This window comes from Cupriavidus sp. 05N38 (genome assembly GCF_056397345.1).
On record NZ_JBFTNF010000076.1, the window covers coordinates 1 to 24,592 of the forward strand.

Below are 24,592 nucleotides of genomic sequence, written 5' to 3' on the forward strand. Positions count from 1 at the left end.
AGCGTGTTGGCCATCGCCTGGACGTAGTGAAAGCGTGTTGGCCATCGCCTGGACGTAGTGAATGCCGCAATGCACGCCGGAGGGGCCCAGCGGATAGAAGCCGTTGTCGGCCAGGCTGAGCGCCGTGTAGTAGAGCGCGGCGTCGCGCACCTCCTTGCCGGCCTTGTCTTTGAAGGGGAATTTGAACGAGGGCATGGTCACTCCGTGCGCTTGCGAATCGCCCGAGACGGGAAGAAGAAGTCGCCGGCCGTGTGCTGCAAGGAGAATCTCAGGTCGGACTGACCTGGCATCGTTGACCCCCTTTTTTGGGGACGCCGGGCAATGCCGCTGCATCACGCCGCGTTCGACGGGTCGAAGCCAAGCAGCCTGCCCCATGGGATCGGAGCGCCCGCACGCGAACGCTCAGGCATGCCGACACAAAGAGCCGGACTTCCTTTGAACAAAGCTTATTTGGAATGTTGGTCCAGCCAACTCAGCCTGGATGTAGGAAAAGGCTGGTTTTTACGGTGAAACGTCTGACATGCGACCGAATACTTCTGCCATGGCAGCACGCGCCAAACGCAGTCAGGAGCGCGCTGCTCGGCAGATGAGCCGATGTCATTTACACCGATTGCGCGTGGTCGCAGGCGTATGGTTTTACCCCTTGGCCCATGTATCGGCGTCGACCGCTGTTGAATAGGGTCGTCACATGGCAAAAACCCCCGTCGCCTCAACGGCCGACGGGGGTTTTCAGGTGGTCTGGAACGACGGGAGCGGGTCGATTCAGCTCAAACGTTGATCAGACGTTAAACAAGAAATTCATCACATCCCCATCCTTCACCACATACTCCTTCCCTTCCGCCCGCATCTTCCCGGCTTCCTTGGCGCCTTGCTCACCCTTGAAGGCAATGAAGTCCTCATAGGCGATGGTCTGCGCGCGGATGAAGCCGCGTTCGAAGTCGGTGTGGATCACGCCGGCGGCCTGCGGGGCGGTGTCGCCCACGTGGATGGTCCAGGCGCGCACTTCCTTCACGCCGGCGGTGAAGTAGGTCTGCAGGCCGAGCAGGGTGAAGCCGGCGCGGATCACGCGGTCCAGGCCCGGTTCTTCCATGCCGAGGTCGGCCAGGAACACGGCCTTGTCCTCGTCTTCCAGGTCGGCGATCTCGGCTTCGATGGCGGCGCACACGGCGACCACCGGCGACTTGGTCTTGGCGGCGTGGGCGCGCACGGCGTCCAGGTGCGGGTTGTTCTCGAAGCCGTCTTCGCGCACGTTGGCCACGTACATGGTCGGCTTGGCGGTGATCAGGCAGAGCGGCTTGATGGCGGCCCATTCCTCGTCGGAGAGGTCGAGCGTGCGCACGGCCTTGGCTTCGTTGAGCACGGCCTGGGCCTTCTCCAGCACGGCCACCAGGCGCAGCGCTTCCTTGTCGCCGGCGCGCGCGGGCTTGATGTAGCGGGCGTGGGCCTTTTCGACGGTGGAGAGGTCGGCCAGCGCAAGCTCGGTATTGATCACTTCGATGTCCGACAGCGGATCGACCTTGCCGGCCACATGGATCACGTTCTCGTCTTCGAAGCAGCGCACCACGTGGGTGATGGCGTCGGTTTCGCGGATATTGGCCAGGAACTGGTTGCCCAGGCCTTCGCCCTTGGAGGCGCCCGCCACCAGGCCGGCGATGTCGACGAATTCGACCACGGCCGGCAGGATGCGCTCGGGCTTGACGATCTCAGCCAGCTTGGCAAGCCTCGAATCCGGCACTTCCACCACGCCCACATTGGGCTCGATGGTGCAGAACGGATAGTTTTCGGCGGCGATGCCGGCCTTGGTCAGGGCATYGAACAGCGTGGACTTGCCGACGTTGGGCAGGCCGACGATGCCGCATTTGAGGCTCATGGTAGAAGGCTTGAAATAGCAAAACCCCTATTCTAGCGGATGGGCGTCGCCGGGCCGTGCCTGAGGCGCCGTCAACCGGGGTGCTACGCCGCTTGCCCCGCGGCGTTGGCCGCCGCACGTGGCGCTCAGAGCCAAAGTGCCGGGGTGGCTATAATCTCCCCATGACTCGTCCATCCCCCTCCCGTTTCCAGGTTGCCGTGGTCGGCGGCGGCATCGTCGGCAAGGCTTGTGCGTTGTTGCTGGCCCAGCAGGGCATGCAGGTGGCGCTGATCGCGCCGCGTCCGCAGGCCCCCGCGCCGGAGGCGGACCAGTGGGACAGCCGCATCTACGCATTCTCTTCGAGCTCGCAGGCCTTGCTGGCGCAGTTGCGCGTCTGGGAGGCGCTGAACCCGGCGCGCGTGCAGCCGGTCTGCGACATGCGGGTGTTCGGCGATGCCAGCGCGGCGCGCGAGGATGCTGCCGCTGCCGGAGACCTGCATTTCTCGGCCTACGCGGCCACGGTGCCGCAGCTGGCCTGGATCATCGAGTCGGGCCATGTGGAGCGGGTGCTCGATACTGCCTTGCGCTTCCAGCACCAGGTGCACTGGTTCGACGATACCGCCGCGGCCTTCCTGCGCGATCACGATGGCGCCACGCTGACGCTGGGCGGTGGCGACAAGGTGCGCGCGGCGCTGGTGGTGGGCGCGGACGGCGCGCGCTCGTGGTTGCGCGACCAGTGCCATATCCCGGTTTCCAAGCGTCGCTACCGCCAGCTTGGCGTGGTGGCCAATTTCGAATGCGAGCATCCGCACCAGGACACGGCCTGGCAGTGGTTCCTGGGCGTGCCGCCCAAGCTGATGGCCGACGAGGAGCCGGCCAACGGCGAGATCCTGGCGCTGCTGCCCTTGCCGGGGCGGCGCGTGTCGATGGTGTGGTCTGCCGACGAGGGCCATGCCGCCGAGTTGCTGGCCCTGTCGCCTGAGGCGCTGGCCGACACCGTAATGCAGGCAGCCAGCGGCGCCGTGGGCCGCCAGTTCGGCACGCTGCGCTGCGTGACGCCGGCGCAGGGTTTCCCGCTGGTGCTGCAGCGGGCCGAGCAGTTCGTGCAGCCGCACGTGGCGCTGGTGGGCGACGCCGCCCACGTGGTGCATCCGCTGGCCGGCCAGGGCATGAACCTGGGCTTGCGCGACGTGGCGGAACTTGGCCGCGTGATGGCTGCCAGGGAATCGTTCCGCGGCGAGGGCGACCTGCGCCTGCTGCGCCGCTACGAGCGCGCGCGCGCCACGGACCTGTTGTCGCTGACGGCTGCCACCGATGGCCTGCACCGGCTGTTTTCGCTGCCCGGCGGCATTGCGCACACGGTACGCAATGCCGGCATGCGGGCGGTGGGCGGGCAACCGCTGCTCAAACGCTTTCTTATCGGCCGTGCGCTGGGCTGAGCCCTGAACACTGCGCGCCGAATCACCGAATTTCTGGAGTCATCATGTTGCAATTCCTGCGCCGCCGCCCCGCACTGTCGGCCACCGTCGCCACCATCGCTGGCGGCCTGGCTGCGGCCGGCTTYGCGCTGCACGCCATGGCGGCGGGCGAGCCCGGCACCGATCGCATCAAGGAGTCGATCCAGAAGATGCTGGGCGGGCGCGCCGAGGTCAAGAGCGTGTCCAAGACGCCGGTGCCGGGCCTGTTCGAGGTCAATATCGGCGGGCAGGTGGTCTATACGGACGCCACCGGGCGCTATGTCATCAACGGCGAGATGGTCGACACCAAGACCGGCACCAACCTGACCGAAGAGCGCGTGGCCGACCTGAACCGCATCAAGTGGTCGGACCTGCCGCTGGCGCGCGCCATCAAGTGGAGCAAGGGCGACGGCAGCCGCCAGGTGGCGGTGTTCTCGGACCCGAACTGCGGCTATTGCAAGCGCATCGAGCAGACCTTCCAGCAGATGGACAACATCACGGTCTACACCTTCCTCTACCCGGTGCTGTCGCCGGATTCGGAGGTGAAGGCCAAGCAGGTCTGGTGCGCCACCGACCGCACCAAGGCCTGGCGCGACTGGATGCTCAACCGCGTCGCGCTGACCGGCAACGGCAGCTGCAAGACCCCCGTGGACGAGAACCTGAGCCTGGGCCAGAGCCTCAATATCACTGGCACCCCGGCCGTGTTCTTCATGGACGGCACCCGCATCCCCGGCGCCGCCGACGCCGCCACGCTCGAGCGCAAGCTCGCCAGCCTCAAGAAGTAAGCTCCGCGCCGGCGGCCTTTCCGGCGCCGTGCGTGCCGGACCGGCCGGCGCCTCGTTCATCAGACTTTCGACATCCGCATATCCGGAGGGAGACATCATGACGTTCCAGGCATTGCTGCTGACCCAGGCCGACGGCGCCACCCAGGCCGCCGTTACCGCGCTCGAAGAATCCGCACTGCCGGCCGACGGCGACGTGCTGGTCGCGGTCGACTATTCCACCATCAACTACAAGGATGGCCTGGCCATCACGGGCCGCGCGCCGGTGGTGCGCAAATGGCCGATGGTGGCGGGCATCGACGGGGCCGGCACGGTGCTGGAGTCCGCGCATCCGCGCTGGAAGGCCGGCGACCGCGTGGTGCTCAACGGCTTTGGCGTGGGCGAGACGCACTGGGGTTGCCTGGCGCAGCGCGCACGGCTCAAGGGCGACTGGCTGGTCAGGCTGCCCGACGCGTTCAACGCGCAGCAGGCCATGGCGATCGGCACGGCCGGCTACACCGCCATGCTGTCGGTGCTGGCGCTGGAGCGCGCCGGCGTGAAGCCGGGCGACGGCGAGGTGCTGGTGACCGGCGCCTCGGGCGGCGTGGGCACGGTGGCGATCGCGCTGCTGTCCAGGCTGGGCTACCGCGTGGCGGCGTCCACCGGCAAGACCGCCGAGGCCGATTTCCTCAAGGCGCTGGGTGCGTCGGAGGTGATCGACCGGACCGAACTGGGCAAGCCGAACAAGCCGATGCAGAAGGAACGCTGGGCCGCGGTGGTGGACTCGGTAGGTTCGCACACGCTGGTCAATGCCTGCGCGCAGGTGCGCTACGGCGGCGCGGTGACATGCTGCGGGCTGGCACAGGGGCTGGATTTCCCGGCCTCGGTGGCACCCTTCATCCTGCGCGGCATCACGCTGTACGGGATCGACAGCGTGATGGCGCCGATGGCCCGGCGCGAGGAGGCCTGGCAACGGCTGGCGACCGACCTGGCGCCGGACCGCCTGCGCGCCATCACGACCGAGATCGGCTTGTCCGGGGCCATCGAAGCCGGGCGCAAGATCGTCGAGGGCGGCATGCGCGGGCGCGTGGTGGTCAACGTGAACGCCTGAACATCAGCGTCCGGAGCCGCGCCGGGCACGGGCGGCTCCGGAGGATCGCGCGGGCATGGCGCTACAATCACGCTCATGAAGCCGATCCACTACGCCATCGCCCCGCTTCAACCCGAAGCGCACCTGTTCGCCGTCACCGTCACGGTGGACGCCCCCGATCCCGCCGGCCAGCAGTTCTACCTGCCTGCGTGGATTCCCGGCAGCTACATGATCCGCGACTTCGCCCGCAATATCGTGCGCATCCGCGCCGATGCCGCCGGCAAGCAGGTCGCGCTGACCAAGCTGGACAAGCAGAGCTGGCAGGCGGCGCCCGCAAGCGGGCCGCTGACGCTGAGCTACGAGGTCTATGCCTGGGACTTGTCGGTGCGCGCCGCGCACCTGGACGCCACGCACGGCTTCTTCAACGGCAGCTCGGTCTTCCTCTGCGCCGAAGGGCAGGAACATCAGCCCTGCACGGTGGACATCCTGCCGCCCGCGGGCGAGGCGTATGCCGGCTGGCGCGTTGCCACCGCCATGCGCGAGGCCCCGGGCCGCGGCGGCGCCAGGCGCTACGGCTTCGGCCGCTACCAGGTGGCCGACTACGACGAGCTGGTCGACCACCCGGTCGAGATGGGCACCTTCACGCTGGGCAGCTTCCGCGCCTGTGGCGCCCAGCACGACGTGGTCTTCACCGGCCGCGTGCCGCAGCTGGACCTGGAGCGCGTGTGCCGCGACCTCAAGCGGATCTGCGAAGCGCAGATCCGCCTGTTCGAGCCCAAGACCGAGCGCGCGCCGTTCCTCGACAGCAACCGCCGCTACGTCTTCATGACGATGGTCACCACGGATGGCTACGGTGGCCTGGAGCACCGCGCCAGCACCGCACTGATGTGCGCGCGCGCCGACCTGCCGGCAATCGGCAAGGCAGAGGCCACCGAGGGCTATCGCACCTTCCTCGGCCTGTGCAGCCACGAGTATTTCCATACCTGGAACGTCAAGCGCATCAAGCCGGCGGCCTTCGTGCCGTACCGGCTGCGCGAGGAAACGCACACGCCGCTGCTGTGGCTGTTCGAGGGCTTCACCAGCTACTACGACGACCTGATGCTGGTGCGCAGCGGCGCCATCACCGAGGCGCAGTACGTCGAGCTGCTGGCCAAGACCTGGAACGGCGTGTTGCGCGGCAACGGCCGCACCAAGCAGAGCGTGGCCGACAGCTCCTTCGACGCCTGGACCAAGTACTACCGCCAGGACGAGAACGCGCCAAACGCCATCGTCAGTTACTACACCAAGGGTTCCCTGGTGGCGCTGGCCCTCGATCTCACCATCCGCGCCAAGACCCGCAACCGCCGCTCGCTCGACGACATCATGCGTGCGCTGTGGCAGCGCTACGGCAGCGGCTTCTATGCGCCGGGCGCGCAGCAGCGCGGCGTGACCGAGGCCGAAGTTCATGCCCTGGTCGACGAGGTCAGCGGCCTGCGCCTGGGCTCGTTGCTGCGCGCGCTGACCGAAGGCACGGGCGAGCTGCAGCTGGCGGCGCTGTTCAAGCCGTTCGGCATCAAGGCGGTGCCCACCAAGCCGGAGCGCAATGCCGCGCTCGGCATCAAGACCAAGAGCGAGGACGGCTGGGTGCGTATCACGCAGGTGCTCGACGGCGGCGCCGGCCAGGCGGCCGGGCTGTCGGCGGGCGACCTGCTGGCCGCGGTGGACGGCCTGCGCGCGGCGCCCGGGCAGCTGGACAAGTTGCTGGCGCGCTACCGCGCCGGCGACAGCGCCGAATGTCATGTATTCCGCCGCGACGAGCTGCATGTGCTGCCGGTGACCTTCGCGCGCGAGCCGGCGCTGCAGTACACCGTGACGGCCGAGGGTGGCCGCCAGGCCATGCGGGCGCGCTGGCTCGGCCAGTAGGCCGGCAGGCAGACATTCCGCCGACAAGGCCCAGCCCCCGAGCCGCCACATGCAATACGCGCACGACGCCCGCACCTTTATCTACTCGCACTATGTGTACCGTGGCCTGCGCTCGGCCACGGGGGTGATCGGCGCCACGCTGATCGCCATGCAGTTCGCGGACCTGCCCACTGCCATGGTGGTGTCGATGGGCGCGCTGTGCACCAGCCTGATGGACCTGCCCAGCCCGTTCAACCACAAGTTCAACGAGATGCTGGCCAGCGTGCTGCTGTGCACGGCAGTCACGCTGGCGGTGGCCATGGCCACGCCGTTCCCGCGCGTGATGCCGGTGGTGCTGGTGCTGGTGACGTTCATGGCCGGCATGATGACGGTGTACGGCAACAAGACCTTGCCGCTGCAGTTCTCGGCCTTGTTCGTCATGACGCTCACCATCAACGAGGACTTCGTGGTGCGGCGCGCGCTGGAGCATGCGCTGCTGTTCGGCGTGGGCGCGGTGGCCTACATGGCCTACGCCATGGTGGTGAGCTGGGCCACGCAGCGGCGTACCAAGCAGCAGATCCTGGCCGAAGCGCTGTACGAGATGGCGGGCTACCTCGACATCAAGGCCGGCTTCTACGACGCCGGCAACGACTACGAAGCGCAGTTCAACCAGCTGGTGCGCCAGCAGATCGTGGTGGCCGAGCGCCAGCAGGCCGCGCGCGACCTCGTGCTGCGCGGCAACCGCACCACGCATGACGGGCTGCTGGTGCAGGTCCACATGCGCATGCTGGACCTCTACGAGTACATCCTCTCCACCAACAACGACTACCCGCTGCTGCGCCAGACCTTTGCCGCCACGCCGGTGCTGGACCACCTGCGCCGGCTGGTGCAGCTGATGTGCGAGGACGTGGAGTCGATCGCCTACGACATCACGCCCGGGCGCTACTCCTATGCCGAGGTGGATTACCGGCAGGAGCTGCGCGCGGTCCAGGACGAGATCGCGCAGCTGCGCCATCACCACATCAATCCCGCGGCGATGACAGCGGTGGTCGAGACGCTGGACATGATCAAGGGCGCCATCGCGCTGGTGGGGCAGCTGCACGAGGCGTCACGCACGCCGGTGGAGCCTTCCAAGGTGCTGCCGGGCCCGGACATGACGCCGTTCCTCACGCGCCAGCGCTATGAGCTGAAGGTGCTGCGCGACAACCTCAACTGGAAGTCCCCGGCCTTCCGCTTTGCGCTGCGCATCACGATGGCGGTGTGGGCAGGGCTGTGGATCGCCGACCACCTGCCTTATGTCTCGCACAGCTACTGGATCCTGCTGACCATCATCGTCATCCTGAAGCCCAACTTCAGCATGACCAAGCAACGCTACAACGACCGCCTGATCGGCACGCTGATCGGCTGCGTGATCTCGGTGGCCGTGCTGCGGGTGGTGCACCAGCCGCTGGTGCTGCTGGGCGTGCTGTTCCTGGCGCTGGTGGCGAGCACGGCGTTCTCCACCATCAAGTACCGCTACACGGCCATCGCCGCCTGCGTGCAGGTGCTCATCCAGATCAACCTGCTGATGCCGGGCAGCGCCACGGTGGCGGGGGAGCGGCTGATCGACACGGTGATCGGCGGGGTGATCGCCTCGGTGTTCAGCTTCGTGCTGCCGAGCTGGGAGTACCGCGCGCTGCCCGCGCTGGTAGAGAACGTGCTGCAGTCCAACCGCCGCTATATCGCCGCCACGCGCGACCTGCTGCTGCGCGTGGCCAAGGACGACTTTGCCTACCGCGTGCAGCGCAAGCAGTTCATGGACAGCCTGTCGGCACTGATCGGCTCGTTCCAGCGCATGCTGGACGAGCCCAAGAGYCGGCACCGCGCGGTGGACAACCTGAACCGCTTTATCGTGCAGAACTACCTGGTGGCCGCGCATGTGGCGGCGATGCGTATCCAGGTGCGGGAGCACTACGGCGAGCTTGACCTGCCGGCCGCCGAAGGCGCCATCCGCCAGGCGACCGACGCCGCCACCAACAGCCTGGCGCTGGCAAGCGAGCGGCTGGTGGAAGATGACCGCGCGGGCGGCCGGGGGGCGGGGTTCGTGCGGGCGGCGGGGGAGCCGGCAACCGCCGTGGCGCATGCCGCGCCGCAATCCGGTGTCGAGGCCGGGCCTGCCCGCGCGGCCCCGCTGGCGGCGGCCGCGCTCAATGCTGCGCTCGAGGCCACCTCCACCGCAGACGAGGCCAGCGAGCGCCGGGCCCGCCTGGCCGATTCCGCCGATCGCCGCCGCGCCGACGTGCTGGCGCAGGCCGCCGCCTCGGGCGAGCTGTCCCGCGCCAGCAGCGCCACCCGCGAGCCGGGCGGCACCGCCAGCACGGCCAGTTCCACGGGCCGCGCAGCCAACGCCATCCTGGAGCGCCGCCTGCGCGCGCTGCGCGAGGACGCCGCCAAGATCGCGCTGCGCACCGGCGCCATCGGGCGCGCCATGCGCCAGCGCTAGCGTCGCGTGCGGCCGCTCAGGGCTGGGTACTTGTGCCGCCGGCCGGATGCTCCTCGCGCGGCAGCGTCAGCATGCCGCTGTTGTAGCTGTACTCGTACACCTCGCCATAGCGGCCCCATTCGATGGCGGCGGTCAGCACGCGCTCGGCTTCTTCCGGCTTGAGGAAGTCCTCGAGCTCGCGCAGCACATGTTCCTCGCGGATCTCGCCGTCCTCCGATTGCTCGAGCTCGCGGCGGATATGCGCGGCCAGGGCCACGTGCAGCAGCAACTGCTTGCCGAACAGCACCTTGCGCTCGGGCGGCTCGGTCTCGTAATAGACGCGGCCCAGGCCGGTGGCGCTGATGTCGCCGCGCTCGATGGTGGCCAGCTGCAGCAGATGCAGCGCCTCGCAGGCGGGCAGCAGGTCGTCGTCGGTGAGGCCGGCTTCCTCGGCCAGGTGCGGCAGGTCGGCGCGGCCGTGGAAGGGCGCCTCGCACAGCAGGTCGAGGATGGCTTCCATCTGGCTGATGTCGGCGTCCGGCAGGCGGTAGCCGATATTGCTGGCGGCCGCCAGCGCGGTGACGCGCGGCCCCAGCGCGGCGGGCGAGGTCATCAGCGTATAGACCTCGTCGATCAGCCCGCGCACTTGCGCCGAATCGCGGTTGCGCGGACGCGGGAAGGGTATTTTCACCTCGGCGCGGATACGGCCCGGGTCGCTCGACAGGATCACGATGCGGTCGGCCATCATGACTGCCTCCTCGATATTGTGCGAGACGATCAGGATGCACTTGATATTGGTGCGGCCGTCTTCCCACAGGTCGAGCATTTCGTCGCGCAGCGTCTCGCCGGTGAGCACGTCGAGCGCGGAAAAAGCCTCGTCCATCAGCAGCAGGTCGGGCTCGGTCACCAGCGCGCGCGCAATGCCCACGCGCTGGCGCATGCCGCCGGAGAGCTCGCGCGGCAGCGCGCTGTTGAAGCCGGACAGGCCGATCATGTCGATCGCCGCCTCGGCGCGCCGTGCGCGCGCTTCCTTCTGCACGCCCTGCGCTTCGAGCCCGAGCTCCACGTTCTGCTGCACGGTCAGCCACGGGAACAGCGCGAACGACTGGAACACCATGGCGATGCCCTCGGCGGTGCCGCGCAGCGGCTGGCCGCGGAACTGCACCTCGCCGTGGTCGGCGCGCACCAGCCCGGCCATGATGCGCAGCAGGGTGGACTTGCCCGAACCGGACTTGCCCAGCATGGCGACGATCTCGCCGCGCTTCAGGGTGAGGTCCACGCCTTCAAGCACGGCGCGGTCGGTGCGGTCCGCGGTGCGGAACATCTTGGAGACGCCGCGCAGTTCGACCACGGGTTCGGCTACGGTTGCGGCTGTGGTTGCGGGAGAGCTTGCCATGATGGAATTCCGGTACGGATGCTGAAAATCAGAGACGGGTGCGTTCCTGCGCTAGCAGGTAGAGGCGGTTCCACAGCAGGCGGTTGAAGCCCACCACGAACACCGCCATCACGCCGATGCCCAGCGCGATGCGGGGGAAGTCGCCCTTGGCGGTCATCTCCGCGATATAGCTGCCCAGGCCCGTGGCGACCAGCGTGCGGTCGCCCCAGGTCACGTATTCGGACACGATGCTGGCGTTCCACGAGCCACCGGCCGCGGTCACCAGGCCGGTCAGCAGGCTGGGGAACACCGCCGGCACCAGGAAGCGCTTCCACATCAGCCAGCCGCGCAGGCCGAAGTTGCGCGCGGCCAGCTTCAGTTCGGTGGGGATGCCGGAGGCGCCGGCGATCACATTGAACAGGATGTACCACTGCGTGCCGAAGATCATCAGCGGGCTGAGCCAGATTTCCGGGTTCAGGCCGAAGCGCACGATCAGCATCACCACCAGCGGGAACATCAGGTTGGCCGGGAAGGCCGCCAGGAACTGCGCCACCGGCTGGGCGATGCGCGCCACTTTCGGGTTCAGGCCGATGCGGATGCCGATCGGCACCCAGATCACCGCCGCCAGCGAGATCAGCACGATCACCCGCACCATGGTCAGCGTGCCCAGCCACAGCACGTGGCCGACCTCGCTCCAGCCCACCTCGGTGCGCACGAAGTGCATCACGCGGTACAGCGCCGCCACCGCGATCAGCGTAATGACGATGGTGCTGGCGCGCTCGAACCACAGCGTGCGCCGGCTGTCGCCGTTCTGCGATGCGGTTGCCTTGCGCGCGGAACCCCAGGCCAGCGTGCGCTCGGCCAGCGCGGCGGTGCGGCCCAGCAGCAGGCTGACCCATTCCGAGCGGCGCAGCAGGTTGAGCAGCCACGATTGCGGCTCGTTTTCCTGCGCCATGGTCTCGAAGCGGAAGCGGTCGGCCCAGGCGATGAGCGGGCGGAACAGCAACTGGTCGTACAGGACGATGCCGACCAGCATCGCCAGGATGGCCCAGCCGATGGCCGCCAGGTTCTGCTGCTGGATGGCCAGCGAGATATAGGAGCCGATGCCTGGCAGCTTGATATCGTTGCCAGACACCGAGATGGCTTCGGAGGCCACCACGAAGAACCAGCCGCCGGACATCGACATCATCATGTTCCACAGCAGCCCCGGCATGGCGAACGGCACTTCGAGGCGCCAGAATTTCTGCCATGCGGAAAGCCGGAACATGGCCGCGGCCTCGACCAGGTCGCTGGGGATGGTGCGGATCGACTGGTACAGGCTGAATGCCATGTTCCACGCCTGCGAGGTGAAGATGGCGAAGATCGCCGCGCATTCCACCCCGACCAGGCTGCCCGGGAACAGCGCGATAAAGCCTGTCACGGTGATCGACAGGAAGCCCAGCACCGGGATCGACTGCAGGATGTCCAGCGCCGGCACCATGACCTTCTCGGCGGTGCGGTTCTTGGAAGCCAGCGCCGCGAAGGCGAACGAGAACAGCAGCGAGGCGGCCAGCGCCAGCAGCATGCGGATGCTGGTGCGCAGCAGGTAGTACGGCAGGTAGGCGATGTCCAGGTGCACTTCCAGCGGCTCGCCGGGGCGGTAGGGCACGTCCATCCCCCGCGCGGCGAAGGCCACCAGCACGATCACCGCCAGGATGATGGGCAGCAGCGCCAGGTCGAAGCGGTTCGGTGGCGCGGTCAGCAACTGGCTGACGTAGCCAGGAGAGTTGATCGAGCTGGCCTGGTCGTGTTCGGCTTGCTGCATCTTGTTGGCTGAAGTTCGGTGGCCGCGGTTGCCGGCGGGATCGGATGGCCCGGCTGGCCCGGAAAGACCGGCGCGCGGGGCGTGCGGCGCTGCGTGGCCGCGGGCGGGTTGTGCACGGAACCCGGAGGCCCCGGCAGGGCGCCGGCGCGGCGCTGTCGGCGTTACCCCGGGTGGCATGCCCATACTGGTAACGCTCGGGGTGGCCGCCTAGTTTACCTGTATTGTGTTTTGCAGCCGTTTCAAGCAACGGCGAGGAGGGACCAGATGGATCGCCAGATGGAACAGCACACGGGACCCCAGTGGGCGCATCGGCCGGTAGCCTGGCGCATCGTTGTCACGGGGAGGGTGCAGGGCGTGGGTTACCGCGCCGCCTGCGAGGACCAGGCCCGCGCGCTGGGCCTGGGCGGATGGGTGCGCAACCGGCACGACGGTTCGGTGGAGGTGATGGCCTACGGCCCGCCCGAACAGCTGGCGGCGCTGCGCGAATGGATGCGGCGCGGGCCGCCCGCCGCGCAGGTCAGCGGGCTGGAGGTACAGGCCGGGGAGGGCGAGTTCGACAGTTTCGACTTCCGTCCGACGGCCTAGGGTCCAGGGGCCGGGGCCTGGCGGCTCAGCTCGCGCGCCAGTCCACCGGCGCCACGCCGTGCTTCTCCAGCCATGCATTGGCCAGCTTGAAATGGCCGCAGCCAAGGAAGCCGCGGTGGGCGGACAGCGGCGACGGGTGCGGCGCTTCCAGCACGCAATGCGCGCCGGCCAGCAGCGGCTTCTTGGCCTGCGCGTGGCTGCCCCACAACAGGAACACCAGGTTCGGGCGGGCGGCGGACAGTGCCTGGATCAGGCAGTCGGTCACGGCTTCCCAGCCGCGCTTGGCGTGGCTGGCGGCCTGGCCCTGTTCCACCGTCAGCACCGTGTTGAGCAGCAGCACGCCCTGGCGCGCCCAGCCTTCGAGGTTGCCGGAGGCGGGCGCGGGTACGCCGTCGCCGTATTCGGCGGCGATCTCCTTGAAGATATTGCGCAGGCTCGGCGGCACGCGCACCCCGTCCGGCACCGAGAAGGCCAGGCCGTGCGCCTGCGGGATCTCGCTGCCGCCGACGGTGCCGGTGCCGTGATACGGGTCCTGGCCCAGGATCACCACCTTGACCGTCCCGGGCGGGGTGAGATGCAGGGCGTGGAAAACGTCGTGCGGGAAGACCGGCTTGCCGGCATCGCGCTCGCCGTCGACAAAGGCGGCGAGTTCCTGCCAGCCGGCGCCGTGCATGCACGGCGCCAGCAGTTCACGCCAGGCGGAGGGCAGCGCCGCCGCCTGGGCGGCCAGGCTGGCCGGGGCCGATGGCGCCCTGGCGGCGGCCGGGGCGAACAGGTCGGCCTGTGCGCTCATTGGTTTGCTCATGCGGGTGCTTTGCGGAGGATAGGGGTTGGTGGGGCGCAGGGTGCACCCCGGGTGCGGCACGCCGGCGCGTCAGGCTCCGGCGACACCGGCAAGCCGGTAGCCACGCGCGGCCTTGCTCTGGTCGGATGCCGTGAGCGGCGCCACGTTCTGCAGGCGCCTCGCCAGCGCGCGCAGCGCGGCTTCGGCCACGGCCTGCGTGGGCGACTGGTCTGCCTCGCCTGGCAGCCATTCCAGCTCGAGTTCGTGGATGGTGTCGCGCGCAGTCGTGCCCGGCGCCGTGATCTCGCCCACGTCCAGCGCGGCTTCGATGCGCGCGCCGTCCTGCTCGACCAGCCAGGTACGCCGCGTGAAATCGGTGCGGAACACCGGGCCCAGCGTGGCTGCCAGCGGCGCCAGCAACGCGCGGGCCTCGGGCGGGAAGGCGTCGAGTTCGATGGCCTCGGCGGCGACCTTGGTTTCCCATTCATGACGGGCGGCCAGGCCGGCCTCGCTCTTGCCCGCCGTCTTCAGGGTTTGCAGCCATTGCTCGCCGCGGCGCCGCAGCCGCAGCGCGGCACGGGCGCGGGCCAGGTCGCGCGCGGGGGTGTCGAGGTAGACGTTGAGCAGCGTGTGCTCGCCGCGGGCCTCGCCGTGCGCGTCCAGCCATGCCGCCAGCGCGGGCATGGCGCCGTCCGGCACTGCCAGCTTGAGTTCGATTTCCTGGGCCATCTTGATCGAGGATTCCGGTGGGAGCCGCGGACGGGCGCGGGTCGGGCGAATGCCCGGGCGAACGTTCAGGCGAACATTCAGGCGAACAGGCGTGCCAGCTCGACGCCCGGATCGGGCGCGCGCATGAACGCTTCGCCGACCAGGAAGGCGTGCACATTGGCATCGCGCATGCGCTGCACGTCGGCCGGGCCGAGGATGCCGGATTCGGTCACCACCAGCCGGTCGGACGGGATGCGCGGCAGCAGTTCCAGCGTGTTGTCGAGCGAGACCTCGAAGGTGCGCAGGTTGCGGTTGTTCACGCCCAGCAGCGGCGTCTTCAGGCGCAGCGCGGCATCGAGCTCTTCGCCGCCGTGCACTTCCACCAGCACGTCCATGCCGAGTTCGTGGGCGCAGRCTTCGAGCTCGGCCATCAGGCCGGGGTCGAGCGCGGAGACGATCAGCAGGATGGCGTCGGCGCCCCAGGTGCGCGCTTCATAGACCTGGTACAGGTCGACCATGAAGTCCTTGCGCAGGGCGGGCAGCGGGCAGGCGCCGCGCGCGCGCTTGAGGAAATCGGCGTGGCCCTGGAAGAAATTCACGTCGGTCAGCACGGACAGGCAGGCCGCGCCGTGGCTGGCGTAGCTTTCCGCGATCGCCTCGGGCACGAACTGCTCGCGCAGCACGCCCTTGGACGGCGAGGCTTTCTTCACTTCGGCGATCACGCCGGCGTGGCCGGCGGCGATCTTCTCGCGCAGCGCGCGCTCGAAGCCGCGCGGCGCCAGGCCGGGCTCGGCGCGCAGGCTCTCGGCTTCGGCGCGCAGGCTGGGCAGGTCGCGCTTCTTGCGCGCGGCGCTGACTTCATCGGCCTTGACGGCCAGGATCTTCTGCAGGATATCGGACATGCGTGTTTCTCTTGCGGTGTGTCGGCGCGGCTCGCGGCCCGGCTTACTTGAACTGCTGGGTGGCGCGCACGAACTGGTCGAGCTTCTCGCGCGCGGCGCCGCTGRCGATGGCTTCGCGTGCGCGGCGGATGCCGTCCTCGATCGAGCTGGCCACGTTGGCGGCGTACAGCGCGGCGCCGGCGTTGAGCGAGACGATCTCGCGCGGGGTGCCAGGCACATCGGTCAGCGCCTCGCGCAGCATTTCCTTGGACTCGGTGGCGTCGGCCACCTTGAGGCCCCGGTTGGAGATCATCGACAGGCCGAAGTCCTCGGGGTGGATCTCGTATTCGCGCACCTCGCCGTCCTTGAGCTCGCCGACCAGCGTGGCGGCGCCGAGCGAGACCTCGTCCATGCCGTCCTTGCCGTAGACCACCAGCGCGTGCTTGGCGCCCAGGCGCTGCATCACGCGCACCTGGATACCGACCAGGTCGGGATGGAACACGCCCATCAGGATATTGGGCGCGTCGGCCGGGTTGGTCAGCGGGCCCAGGATATTGAAGATGGTGCGCACGCCCATTTCCTTGCGGATCGGCGCCACGTTCTTCATGGCCGGGTGGTGGGTGGGCGCGAACATGAAGCCGATGCTGGTCTGCTCGATGCAGTGGCCGACCTGCTCGGGCGTGAGCATGATGTTGACGCCCAGCGCTTCCAGCACGTCCGCGCTGCCCGACTTGGAGCTCACGCCGCGGTTGCCGTGCTTGGCGATGCGCGCGCCGGCCGCGGCCGCGACGAACATCGAGGCGGTGCTGATATTGAAGGTATGCGAGCCGTCGCCGCCGGTGCCGACGATGTCGACGAAGTTCTCGCGGTCTTGCACCGGCACCTTGTTGGCGAATTCGCGCATGACCTGCGCGGCCGCGGAGATCTCGCCGATGGTTTCCTTCTTCACGCGCAGCCCGGTCAGGATGGCCGCGGCCATCACCGGGGACATCTGCCCCTGCATGATCTGCCGCATCAGGTGCAGCATTTCGTCATGGAAGATCTCGCGGTGTTCGATGCAGCGGGTGAGGGCTTCCTGGGGCGTGATGGACATGGCGGTCTCGGTCTGGTGTTGTTCTTCGGCGTTCGCGTGAAGTCTCGGGTGGCCGCTGGCCGGCGTGGGCGCGCTGGGCGTGTCGGTGCGCCTCATCGGCGCGCCTTGACGAAGTTGGCCAGCAGCGCGTGGCCGTGCTCGGACAGGATCGACTCGGGGTGGAACTGCACGCCTTCGATGTCGAACTCCTTGTGGCGCACGCCCATGATCTCGCCGTCCGGCGTCCAGGCCGTCACTTCCAGGCAATCCGGCAGCGTCTCGCGCTCGATCGCCAGCGAATGATAGCGCGTCACGTCGAAATGCCTGGGCAGCCCGGCGAACACGCCTTCCTGCGTGGTCTCGATGCGGCTGACCTTGCCGTGCATCACCTGCTTGGCGCGGATCACCTTGCCGCCGAAGGCTTCGCCGATGGCCTGGTGGCCAAGGCACACGCCCAGCAGGGGCACGCGGCCGGCGAAGTGCTGCAGCACTGCCACCGAGATGCCGGCTTCCCTGGGGCTGCACGGTCCGGGCGAGACGCAGATATGGTCGGGCGCCAGCGCCTCGATTTCCTCGAGGGTGATTTCGTCGTTGCGATAGGTGCGCACGTCGGCACCGAGCTCGCCGAAATACTGGACGATGTTGTAGGTAAACGAATCGTAGTTGTCGATCATCAGCAGCATATCACACCTAATTACTTGATTTTAAAGGGGAAAATTCTAGCAACTACTGTTTGATATGCGCCTTGATATACACAGCGGTAGCAAAAGGGCGACCGAAGGCATCCGCGGGTGCTGATCTCAGCGTGTCGGAGAGCCCACGGCAATCCATGGCCGTTGCAGGCAATGCCGGAGCGGCATGCCAGGCGCTGGAAGTGGGCCATGCCATGCCTGCCGCTGCGGCACGCCAAGCCCGGCCACGGAACGCGCGCAACGGGCGTCCTGGAGCAGGTTTGCAGTACAGGGAAGACTTGCTTGGCATGGGGCGATCTCCTAGAGATTGGAGCCGCCACATCGGTGAGCTATCGGGGTCCTGGAAACCTGCTTGCCGATGATGGCGGCAGGGTTCGGTTTCAAACCGCAACGACGTGCCGCTTCCTATTGGAAGCGCCACCACTGAGCGAAACGGTTCGTTGCGATGCAGGTCATGCTACCTAGCCATAGAGGGGAAAACGGGACATGGTCGACGGCCATGCCTGATCAAACACACGCGTGATTGTAGCGTCGATTTTGTCGTCTCGTCGATTCCTATTTTTCGCCATTGTGGCGGGGTCGGCGCCCGTCTCCATGGCGGCCCCGTCTGCACTTGTGCGTTCGCCCAGGTGTGGAGACGGCAAATCGGTAACGCCGTTCTTCCACGCCAGGCAAAGGATGCCTCCGGGGCAGAAACGAGGAACTACAAAACGAACAGCAAACTATTTGCTGCCGGTGCGCCGGAGGACTTGGCAGATGTGCCGCATCCTTTCGTTGTTGGTATGTCCCGCGCGGGCTGGTCAGCGATCCGCCCGCCGCTGACCGCACCAGGCGACACTCGGCCGACGCCACGGCAGCCCTCAGAAAGAGCGCCCGCAACGCACGACTCCTGCCCTATACTGGCGATTGATTGTTCAACAATCATTGCCAGCAAAGCCAAGATGATTTCAGGAGGCAGACCATGTCGAATTACCCTGCGGCGTACCAGGTAAGCAAGGGCTCGGTATTGCATGTGGACCGGGACTTCTACCGTGCCATCGCCACCGATGCGTCCCAGCGCAAGCTGATCGCTTCCCACGTTGTCCCCATCCGCAGCGGCTTTGCCTGGAAGGTCCCCGCGGGCCACGTCTTTCGCATCGTGACCCTGGAAGGCCCCCAGGTCGCGGACTTCAATATGTGGAATCTGCACAATCCGCGCGAGCGCATGTGGGCCTCCCGTACCCGGCAGCTACAGCAGGCGCATGTCAGTACGTATGACCGACTCTGGTCCACGCTGCCGTACCTGCGTCCCATGGTCACCATCACCGATGACACGCTGGCCGACTACGGCAAGGATGGCGATGGCGGCCGCGTGCATGACCTGCTGGGCACCCGCTGCGACCCCTACGTCAACAAGCTGCTGACGGGCGAGGACTTCCACTTCCACTGCCACTCCAACCTGACACGCGCGGTGGCACCGCATGGCCTGACGGAGTTCGATGTACATGACGTGCTCAACGTATTCCAGGTAACGGGCCTGAACGACGACGACAAGTACTTCATGAAGGCGTGCCCCGCCAAGCCAGGCGACTACCTGGAGTGCTTCGCGGAAATGGACCTGCTGTGTGCGTTGTCCACCTGCCCGGGCGGCGATCTCTCCGTGCCGATGTGGGGACCGGATGCGCGCGATCCCATCGACGTGTGCCGGCCGTTGGGCGTCGAGGTCTATGAGCTGGATCCCGCCTTGCTTCAAGGTTGGGCCTCACCCGAAGTCTCCCCGTATAAGGGCGTCCACGGACTGCACCCCGAAAAGATCGAGTGGAAATAACAACCGGAGCCACACCTTCATGCCTGCAGAACGCGAGAACGGGATCTCAATCGCCGAGCGCATCAGTCATCAACTGCGCGACGACATCATGGGAGGGAAGCTCCCTCCGGGCACGCAACTGGTCGAGGTGGACCTGGCGGCCCTCTACGGGGCCTCGCGCAACACCGTCCGCGAAGTTCTGCACCAACTGGGACGGGAGGGCCTGGCCACGTTTATCCGCCACAAAGGCGTTGTCGTGCGGCGCATGGAACGCAAGGACTTGCGCGAAATCTATGCCGCGCGCCGCGCACTGGAGCTGCAAGCCATCAACGGCGATCTACCCTTGCAGCCCGCCCTGCTCGACAAGATGCTCACCGCCATCCATGCCGCCGAACGCGCGCTGGCCAAGAAGAACTGGCGCCATGTCGGCACGCTGAGCCTGCAAGTTCACCAGCACATCGTGGCGCAGTTGGGCAGCCGATTGCTGGACGAATTCTTTCGCACACTGTGCGCGCAGCTACGCCTGGTGTTTGCCTCGGAGGCCGATGAAAGTCGCATCCAGACACCCGACTGGATCGAGCGTGAACACCGGATTCATGACCTGCTGGTGCGCGACCAACGCGGAGAAGCGGCACAAGCCCTGTCAGCCTACCTCGACGATTCCGAGCGCACCCTGATGGCCGTGCTTACACGCCTGAAAAACCAGCCAGCCAAGTAGGGCAGAGGTAGGGTGCGGAGGCTTGGCGGCATGCCACCGGAGATCAAGCGCGCGTCACCCATCACGCGGTGCCGGATGCCAGGGCAATCCGGCCACCACACCCTGTCCGCTTGATGGGTTGCACACGACCGGCTTCACGTCGGCGTTGCATCCTCCGGCTCCGCGTAGCTGCCGTCTTCGCGATGTGTCTCGCACCCGCTCAAGGGCGGGTTGAATATGCACACCAACCGCAGGTCGCCCTTGGTCGCCCGCAACACATGCTTGTCGTTCTTGTCCAGCGCATACAGCGTGCCCGGCCTGATGGCATGCACGGCGCCGCTGGCCACGTCCAGCACCTCGCCTTCGCCGGCCATGCAGTAGTTCGCCTCGTAGTGGTGCTTGTAATGCAGGTGCAGTTCCGCGCCTTCAAAGACTCGGGTTTCATGTACCGRATAGCCGATGCCATCACGCTTGACGACGATGCGCCTGCTTTCCCAACCGGGCCCCCGGGCATGGCGTTCGGTATCGGTCAGGTCTTCGCTGTGAATGACGATCATGGAGACGCTCCAGAGGAAAAGTAGTGACGATGACTCAATGCCGCGACATGGGCTGCGTCCCGGGACGCAGCACGCACTCGATCGCGCGCGCCATCTGAAGCAGCCCACCGTCGCGCCTGGTGCGGCCCGTCACGAGTAGCCCCACTGCCTGCCTGGCATTCAGGTCGCCCGGCAGGGAAATGCTGGGCAGATCCAGGCGGTTCGCAAATTCGGTCAGGCTGAACGCCCTGGCGTTCTTGCTCAGGTACGTGCTGTCGTCACGCAGTTCGGCCAGCGACGGCGGTAGCATCGGCACGGTGGGTGTCAGCACGGCATCGGCGCCGCCCAGTTCGTCTTCGTACTGCCTGCCCAGGGCAAGCAGCCGTTGTTGGGCAAGCGCATAGGCGTGGGCCGGCACCTGCGCGCCCAGCAGCATGCGCGGCCCCACGCGAGGGTCATAGGCCGACGCCTTGGCAGCCAGCCGGCCGGCATGCAGGGCGTAGGCTTCCGCCGCGATGATGCCTCCCTCCCGCGCCACCTTGCCGGCCAACGGCAGGCTGGGCATGGGCGCGCGGCGCAACACGGCGCCCGCCGCGCCCAGGCGCTCCATCCATGTTGCGAACACGTGCCGTACCCCAGGCTCCAGTTCATCATCCAGGTGGTCCGGTATCACGAACGATGTTCGCGCCAGCGATGTGCCGGCAGTCGGCGCCGAGCGGTCCCACGGCGCCAGGGCCTGATCCACCCGCAAGCATTGCGCGACGTCCGCGGCGATCACCCCGGGAACGTCAAAGCTGGGAGACAGATGCATCATGCCCGCATCGTCGTAACGGCCCCGCGAAGGCTTGAAACCCGCGACGCCGCAGAACGCGGCCGGAATCCGGACGGAGCCGCTGGTGTCCGAACCGAGCGCAAGGCTCACCATGCCCAGCGCCACCGCCACTGCGCCGCCACTACTTGAACCGCCGGCCACGCGAGGCACGTCGCTGGGCAACGGCGATACCGGCGTACCGAACCAGGGGTTCAAGCCCAGCGCGCCATAGGCGAACTCGGTCATGTTGTTCTGCGCCAGCAGCACCGCGCCCGCCTGCCGCAACGCGCGCACCAGCGCCGCGTCCTCGCTTGCGGCAGGAGCGTCCGCCAGCACCTGCGATCCCGCGTGGGTGACCCATCCGCGCACGTCAAAGCAGGCCTTCACGCCCAGCACCACGCCCGCCAGCGGCGCATCATGTCCAGACAGCCGTGCCATCGCATCGCGCGCATGGGCTTCACGCCGCGCGTCGTCGTCGCGGCGGGCCAGCAAAGCGCTCGACGCGCTAGTGGGATAGGCCTCGATATTCCGCAGGCATTGCGTCAACGCGCCGGCATGCGTGCCCGTGCGTTCAGGACACATGGACATGGCTCAGAAAGTCCTTGATACGCGCATCCTGGCTTGCCTGCACGGCGGCGGGCGGGGAATCCAGAAGGATGCGACCGTTTTCCATGAAGACCACTCGGTCGGACACCTTGAAGGCAAAGGCCATCTCGTGCGTCACGATCAGCATCGTCATCCCTTCGCGCGCCAGCGTTTCCACCACCTTGAGCACTTCCGCGACCAACTCGGGGTCGAGCGCCGACGTGGGTTCGTCAAACAACATGATGGATGGCCGCATGGCCAGGGCCCGGGCAATCGCCACACGCTGCTGCTGGCCGCCGGAGAGTTGGTGCGGGTATTTATGGGCGTGGTCGAGCATGCCCACCTTGTTGAGCAGTACCAGCGCCTCGCGCCGCAATGAGGCCGGCTTGCCCCGACGGTGGTAGGCGGGCGCCAGCATCACGTTCTGCAGCACGGTTTTGTGCGGGAACAGGTTGAAGCTCTGGAACACCATGCCGATGTCCAGGATGCGGTCCCCCTGTGCGGCCGTGGTGCCGGTCTCGGGCGACCCCAGGAATGGCTTGCCGTGTAGCAGCACCTGACCGCCATCCAACGTCTCCAGGCCGTTGAGTGTACGTATCAGCGAGGTCTTGCCCGAACCGGACGGACCGATGATGCTGATGACTTCGCCGGCCCTGACCCGCAAGTCGATGCCCTTGAGCACCTCGTGGTCGCCAAAGCGCTTGCGCGCCTGCCGCACCTCCAGTGCCGCCGCGTTGCCGCTGGCGGTCAGCGTGGGCTGGGCCATCCCCTCCTGCACCTGACGCCGGGTTTCCGCATCCAATGCCAGGGGCTTGGGCGCGCGGCGCAGGATGTTCATGTGCGACTCCAGCCAACCCAACAGCTTGTCGAACAGGGTGACGATCAGCACGTAGTAAAGCGCGACCGCCAGCATGGTCTCGAACACCAGAAAGTTCTGTGTGTACAAACGCTGCCCCACCAGCAGGATCTCGGCCAGAGAAATCACCGACACCAGCGATGTCAGCTTGGCGATGGTAATGAACTCGTTGCTCAGCGCCGGCAGGGCAATGCGCAACGCCTGTGGAATGACCACCATGCGTTGTATGCCGGTGTAGCGAATGCCCAGCGCGCGGCCCGCTTCGATCTGCCCGCGCGGTACGCCGAGAATGCCGCCGCGGTGTATCTCCGCAATGAACGCGGTCTCGCTCGCCACCAGCGCGGCCAGGCCCGCGTAGAACGGGTCGCCCAGCACGGCGCCAGTCGCGGGGAAGACCTGGGGCAGGTTGTAGATGAACACCAGCAGCACCAGCAAAGGCAGGCTGCGGAAGAACCAGATATACAAGCCTGCCAGACGCCTGAGCACAGGGTTCTTCGCCTGTTTGCCCAGCGCCAGCAGAAAGCCCGCCGCGACCCCGACGAACCAGGTGGCCGTGCTCAGTTTCACCACTACCCAGCATGCATGCCAGAAATCGGCATCCCAGAACAAGCTGACGGTATAGTCCCAATCAAAACGCATTTGTCCTGCCTCCCCTTCCGCTGCGGCGTTACTGGCTCGTGCCGATGAGCGCGCTCTGGACTTCTGCGGCGGTAGGCGCTTCAAGCCCGTAGCGGGTGAGCAAGGCCTGGTATTCGCCGCTATCGTGGGCGCGCTGCAAAGCCATCTTTAGCTCGCCCTGCAATTGCTGGGCCTCCTTGTGGAGACCCAGCCCTATCACGATGGGGTAAAGCAGCGAGGTGGAGGTGACTTTCAAGCTGTTCTGCGACTGCGCAAGCATGCCGTGGACCACGGCCGCATCCTCGATCATGACGTCCGCTGCCTGCGAACGCAGCGCCATCATGGCCTCGGGCGAAGTAGGAAACTCCAGCACCTTGATCTCGTCCTCGCCCTTCGGCCGGCAAGTCTCGCGCGACACCTTGCGCAGCTTGGGCGTCCAGGAGGCGCCCTTGATCGATGCCACACGCTTGCCACAAAGCGCCTCGGGCGACGGCGGCGCATACGGGCTTGCCGCCAGCACCACCAGAGACGCGCCCGTCTTCAGGTAGGGAATGAAATCGATCAGCTTCGAGCGCTCCGACGTCACGTAGAGCGCCGAAGCAATCGCATCGAAACGGCGCGCACGCATCCCCAGGATCAGGTCAGGAAAGCGGGTATCCACGAATACGGGTTTGAGCGACAGCTTGGCCGCCAGCAAACGGGAGAAGTCGGCATCGAAGCCAACAGGCTTGCCAGCCTCCATGTAGGCATAGGGGGGATAGGTAAGGTCCGAGCCGATCGTCAGACTGTCGGCCTTGATGGTGGAGGCGGCAAGCGCCCATGTGGAGGCCGCGCACAAGATCAGCGCGGCCACGGCGGCCGTGCGTCGGCGCCGCGACGACGCCAAGGTCGAAGTGGACATGATTACTCCTGCTGAACGCACTGGAACCCGCAAAAAACTCGGTCTTCCTTGCACCGAGAGGCATTTTGCTGCCGAGGATTGTTGAACAATTTCGATGATTCTGGGACAGTGGATAAGCAGGAGAAATGGGTATTTTCCCTAGCGCATCGACAGACGGCGKCACAAGCCCGTGGGGGGACTCCTTTCACCAAGGCCTTTCGGAGCAGGGCGGGAAGATAAGCGCCGAACGCGATCACGTACCCCACACCATGCCAACCGGCATCACCTGGCCGATCACGCCGGGCCCGGGGCATCAAACTGCGCTCGCGGGTCCCGGATATGGCGTTGGTGGTGCCGGTGCCCGCACCGGCTAGCCAATACGATGCGGCCGGCCATTACTGTCGCCGGACGCGCTTTGAAAAC

General features: G+C 67.0%; 21 protein-coding genes. 8 read left to right on the plus strand and 13 right to left on the minus strand.

The features are described from left to right. Both AC1DK4_RS34915 and ychF read right to left on the minus strand, forming a co-directional pair. On the minus strand, positions 1-195 hold a 195-nt coding region (locus tag AC1DK4_RS34915; protein ID WP_477132086.1), incomplete at its 3' end, for a hypothetical protein. 583 nt (positions 196-778) lie between these two features. Further along, complete coding sequence (gene ychF, locus AC1DK4_RS34920) at positions 779-1,870, minus strand: redox-regulated ATPase YchF (RefSeq protein WP_477132087.1); 1,092 nt, start codon at positions 1,868-1,870, stop codon at positions 779-781. Positions 1,871-2,031: 161 nt separating this feature from the next. Here ychF and AC1DK4_RS34925 point away from each other — a divergent pair, with 161 nt between their 5' ends. The 5 genes from AC1DK4_RS34925 (at position 2,032) to AC1DK4_RS34945 (ending at position 9,520) form a co-directional block, all read left to right on the plus strand. Beyond that, on the plus strand, positions 2,032-3,288 hold the full coding sequence (locus tag AC1DK4_RS34925) for a UbiH/UbiF family hydroxylase (RefSeq protein ID WP_441622654.1): 1,257 nt from the start codon (positions 2,032-2,034) through the stop codon (positions 3,286-3,288). A gap of 44 nt (positions 3,289-3,332) precedes the next feature. Then, positions 3,333-4,091 carry a DsbC family protein gene (locus tag AC1DK4_RS34930; RefSeq protein ID WP_441622656.1) on the plus strand — a complete coding sequence of 253 codons (759 nt, stop codon included), beginning with the start codon at positions 3,333-3,335 and terminating at the stop codon, positions 4,089-4,091. A 97-nt stretch (positions 4,092-4,188) separates the two neighbouring features. Next, positions 4,189-5,178 carry an acrylyl-CoA reductase (NADPH) gene (gene acuI / locus AC1DK4_RS34935; RefSeq protein ID WP_441622658.1) on the plus strand — a complete coding sequence of 330 codons (990 nt, stop codon included), beginning with the start codon at positions 4,189-4,191 and terminating at the stop codon, positions 5,176-5,178. A gap of 75 nt (positions 5,179-5,253) precedes the next feature. After that, a complete protein-coding gene (locus AC1DK4_RS34940) occupies positions 5,254-7,059 on the plus strand; it encodes a M61 family metallopeptidase (protein ID WP_441622660.1) in 1,806 nt (601 codons plus the stop codon). Positions 7,060-7,108: 49 nt separating this feature from the next. After that, positions 7,109-9,520, plus strand: coding sequence for an FUSC family protein (locus tag AC1DK4_RS34945; RefSeq protein ID WP_477132088.1), 2,412 nt, complete (start codon positions 7,109-7,111; stop codon positions 9,518-9,520). Between the two features lie 16 nt (positions 9,521-9,536). Here the strand turns inward: AC1DK4_RS34945 and AC1DK4_RS34950 are convergent, their stop codons facing one another. After that, positions 9,537-10,895 (minus strand): ABC transporter ATP-binding protein, encoded by a 1,359-nt coding sequence (locus AC1DK4_RS34950; RefSeq protein ID WP_441622664.1) that lies wholly within the window; start codon positions 10,893-10,895, stop codon positions 9,537-9,539. 28 nt (positions 10,896-10,923) lie between these two features. After that, positions 10,924-12,678, minus strand: coding sequence for an ABC transporter permease (locus AC1DK4_RS34955; protein ID WP_441622666.1), 1,755 nt, complete (start codon positions 12,676-12,678; stop codon positions 10,924-10,926). A 276-nt stretch (positions 12,679-12,954) separates the two neighbouring features. On the opposite strand from AC1DK4_RS34955, the gene AC1DK4_RS34960 reads away from it, so the two are divergent. Beyond that, a complete protein-coding gene (locus AC1DK4_RS34960) occupies positions 12,955-13,263 on the plus strand; it encodes an acylphosphatase (RefSeq protein WP_441622722.1) in 309 nt (102 codons plus the stop codon). A 25-nt stretch (positions 13,264-13,288) separates the two neighbouring features. Here the strand turns inward: AC1DK4_RS34960 and AC1DK4_RS34965 are convergent, their stop codons facing one another. The 5 genes from AC1DK4_RS34965 to AC1DK4_RS34985 form a co-directional block, all read right to left on the minus strand. Beyond that, the gene (locus AC1DK4_RS34965) at positions 13,289-14,068 is read right to left on the minus strand and encodes a uracil-DNA glycosylase (RefSeq protein ID WP_441622668.1); all 780 of its coding nucleotides are present in this window, start codon (positions 14,066-14,068) and stop codon (positions 13,289-13,291) included. 69 nt (positions 14,069-14,137) lie between these two features. After that, a complete protein-coding gene (locus AC1DK4_RS34970; protein ID WP_441622670.1) occupies positions 14,138-14,776 on the minus strand; it encodes a CYTH domain-containing protein in 639 nt (212 codons plus the stop codon). A gap of 77 nt (positions 14,777-14,853) precedes the next feature. Continuing rightward, positions 14,854-15,657, minus strand: a complete 804-nt coding sequence (trpC, locus tag AC1DK4_RS34975; protein WP_477132089.1) for an indole-3-glycerol phosphate synthase TrpC — start codon at positions 15,655-15,657, stop codon at positions 14,854-14,856. Positions 15,658-15,700: 43 nt separating this feature from the next. Further along, positions 15,701-16,729: an anthranilate phosphoribosyltransferase gene (gene trpD, locus AC1DK4_RS34980; protein ID WP_477132096.1), complete on the minus strand. Its 1,029-nt coding sequence runs from the start codon at positions 16,727-16,729 to the stop codon at positions 15,701-15,703. A 92-nt stretch (positions 16,730-16,821) separates the two neighbouring features. Then, positions 16,822-17,391: an aminodeoxychorismate/anthranilate synthase component II gene (locus AC1DK4_RS34985; RefSeq protein ID WP_441622674.1), complete on the minus strand. Its 570-nt coding sequence runs from the start codon at positions 17,389-17,391 to the stop codon at positions 16,822-16,824. A 970-nt stretch (positions 17,392-18,361) separates the two neighbouring features. On the opposite strand from AC1DK4_RS34985, the gene AC1DK4_RS34990 reads away from it, so the two are divergent. Together AC1DK4_RS34990 and AC1DK4_RS34995 are read left to right on the plus strand one after the other, a co-directional pair. Next, positions 18,362-19,207: an urea carboxylase-associated family protein gene (locus AC1DK4_RS34990; RefSeq protein ID WP_441622676.1), complete on the plus strand. Its 846-nt coding sequence runs from the start codon at positions 18,362-18,364 to the stop codon at positions 19,205-19,207. Between the two features lie 19 nt (positions 19,208-19,226). Next, positions 19,227-19,904 carry a GntR family transcriptional regulator gene (locus AC1DK4_RS34995; protein WP_441622678.1) on the plus strand — a complete coding sequence of 226 codons (678 nt, stop codon included), beginning with the start codon at positions 19,227-19,229 and terminating at the stop codon, positions 19,902-19,904. A 134-nt stretch (positions 19,905-20,038) separates the two neighbouring features. On the opposite strand, the gene AC1DK4_RS35000 is transcribed toward AC1DK4_RS34995, so the two are convergent. From AC1DK4_RS35000 to AC1DK4_RS35015, 4 genes are read right to left on the minus strand one after another with little or no spacing between them, the layout of a single operon-like run. Next, on the minus strand, positions 20,039-20,440 hold the full coding sequence (locus AC1DK4_RS35000) for an ectoine synthase (RefSeq protein ID WP_477132090.1): 402 nt from the start codon (positions 20,438-20,440) through the stop codon (positions 20,039-20,041). Between the two features lie 34 nt (positions 20,441-20,474). Then, a complete protein-coding gene (locus tag AC1DK4_RS35005) occupies positions 20,475-21,818 on the minus strand; it encodes an amidase (protein ID WP_477132091.1) in 1,344 nt (447 codons plus the stop codon). Then, entirely contained in the window at positions 21,802-23,310 is a 1,509-nt protein-coding gene (locus tag AC1DK4_RS35010; RefSeq protein ID WP_441650138.1) for an amino acid ABC transporter permease/ATP-binding protein, read from the minus strand. Before AC1DK4_RS35010 ends, AC1DK4_RS35005 begins: the two co-directional genes overlap by 17 nt. A 28-nt stretch (positions 23,311-23,338) precedes the next feature. Beyond that, complete coding sequence (locus AC1DK4_RS35015) at positions 23,339-24,190, minus strand: ABC transporter substrate-binding protein (RefSeq protein ID WP_441622684.1); 852 nt, start codon at positions 24,188-24,190, stop codon at positions 23,339-23,341. Between the last annotated feature and the right edge of the window lie 402 nt (positions 24,191-24,592).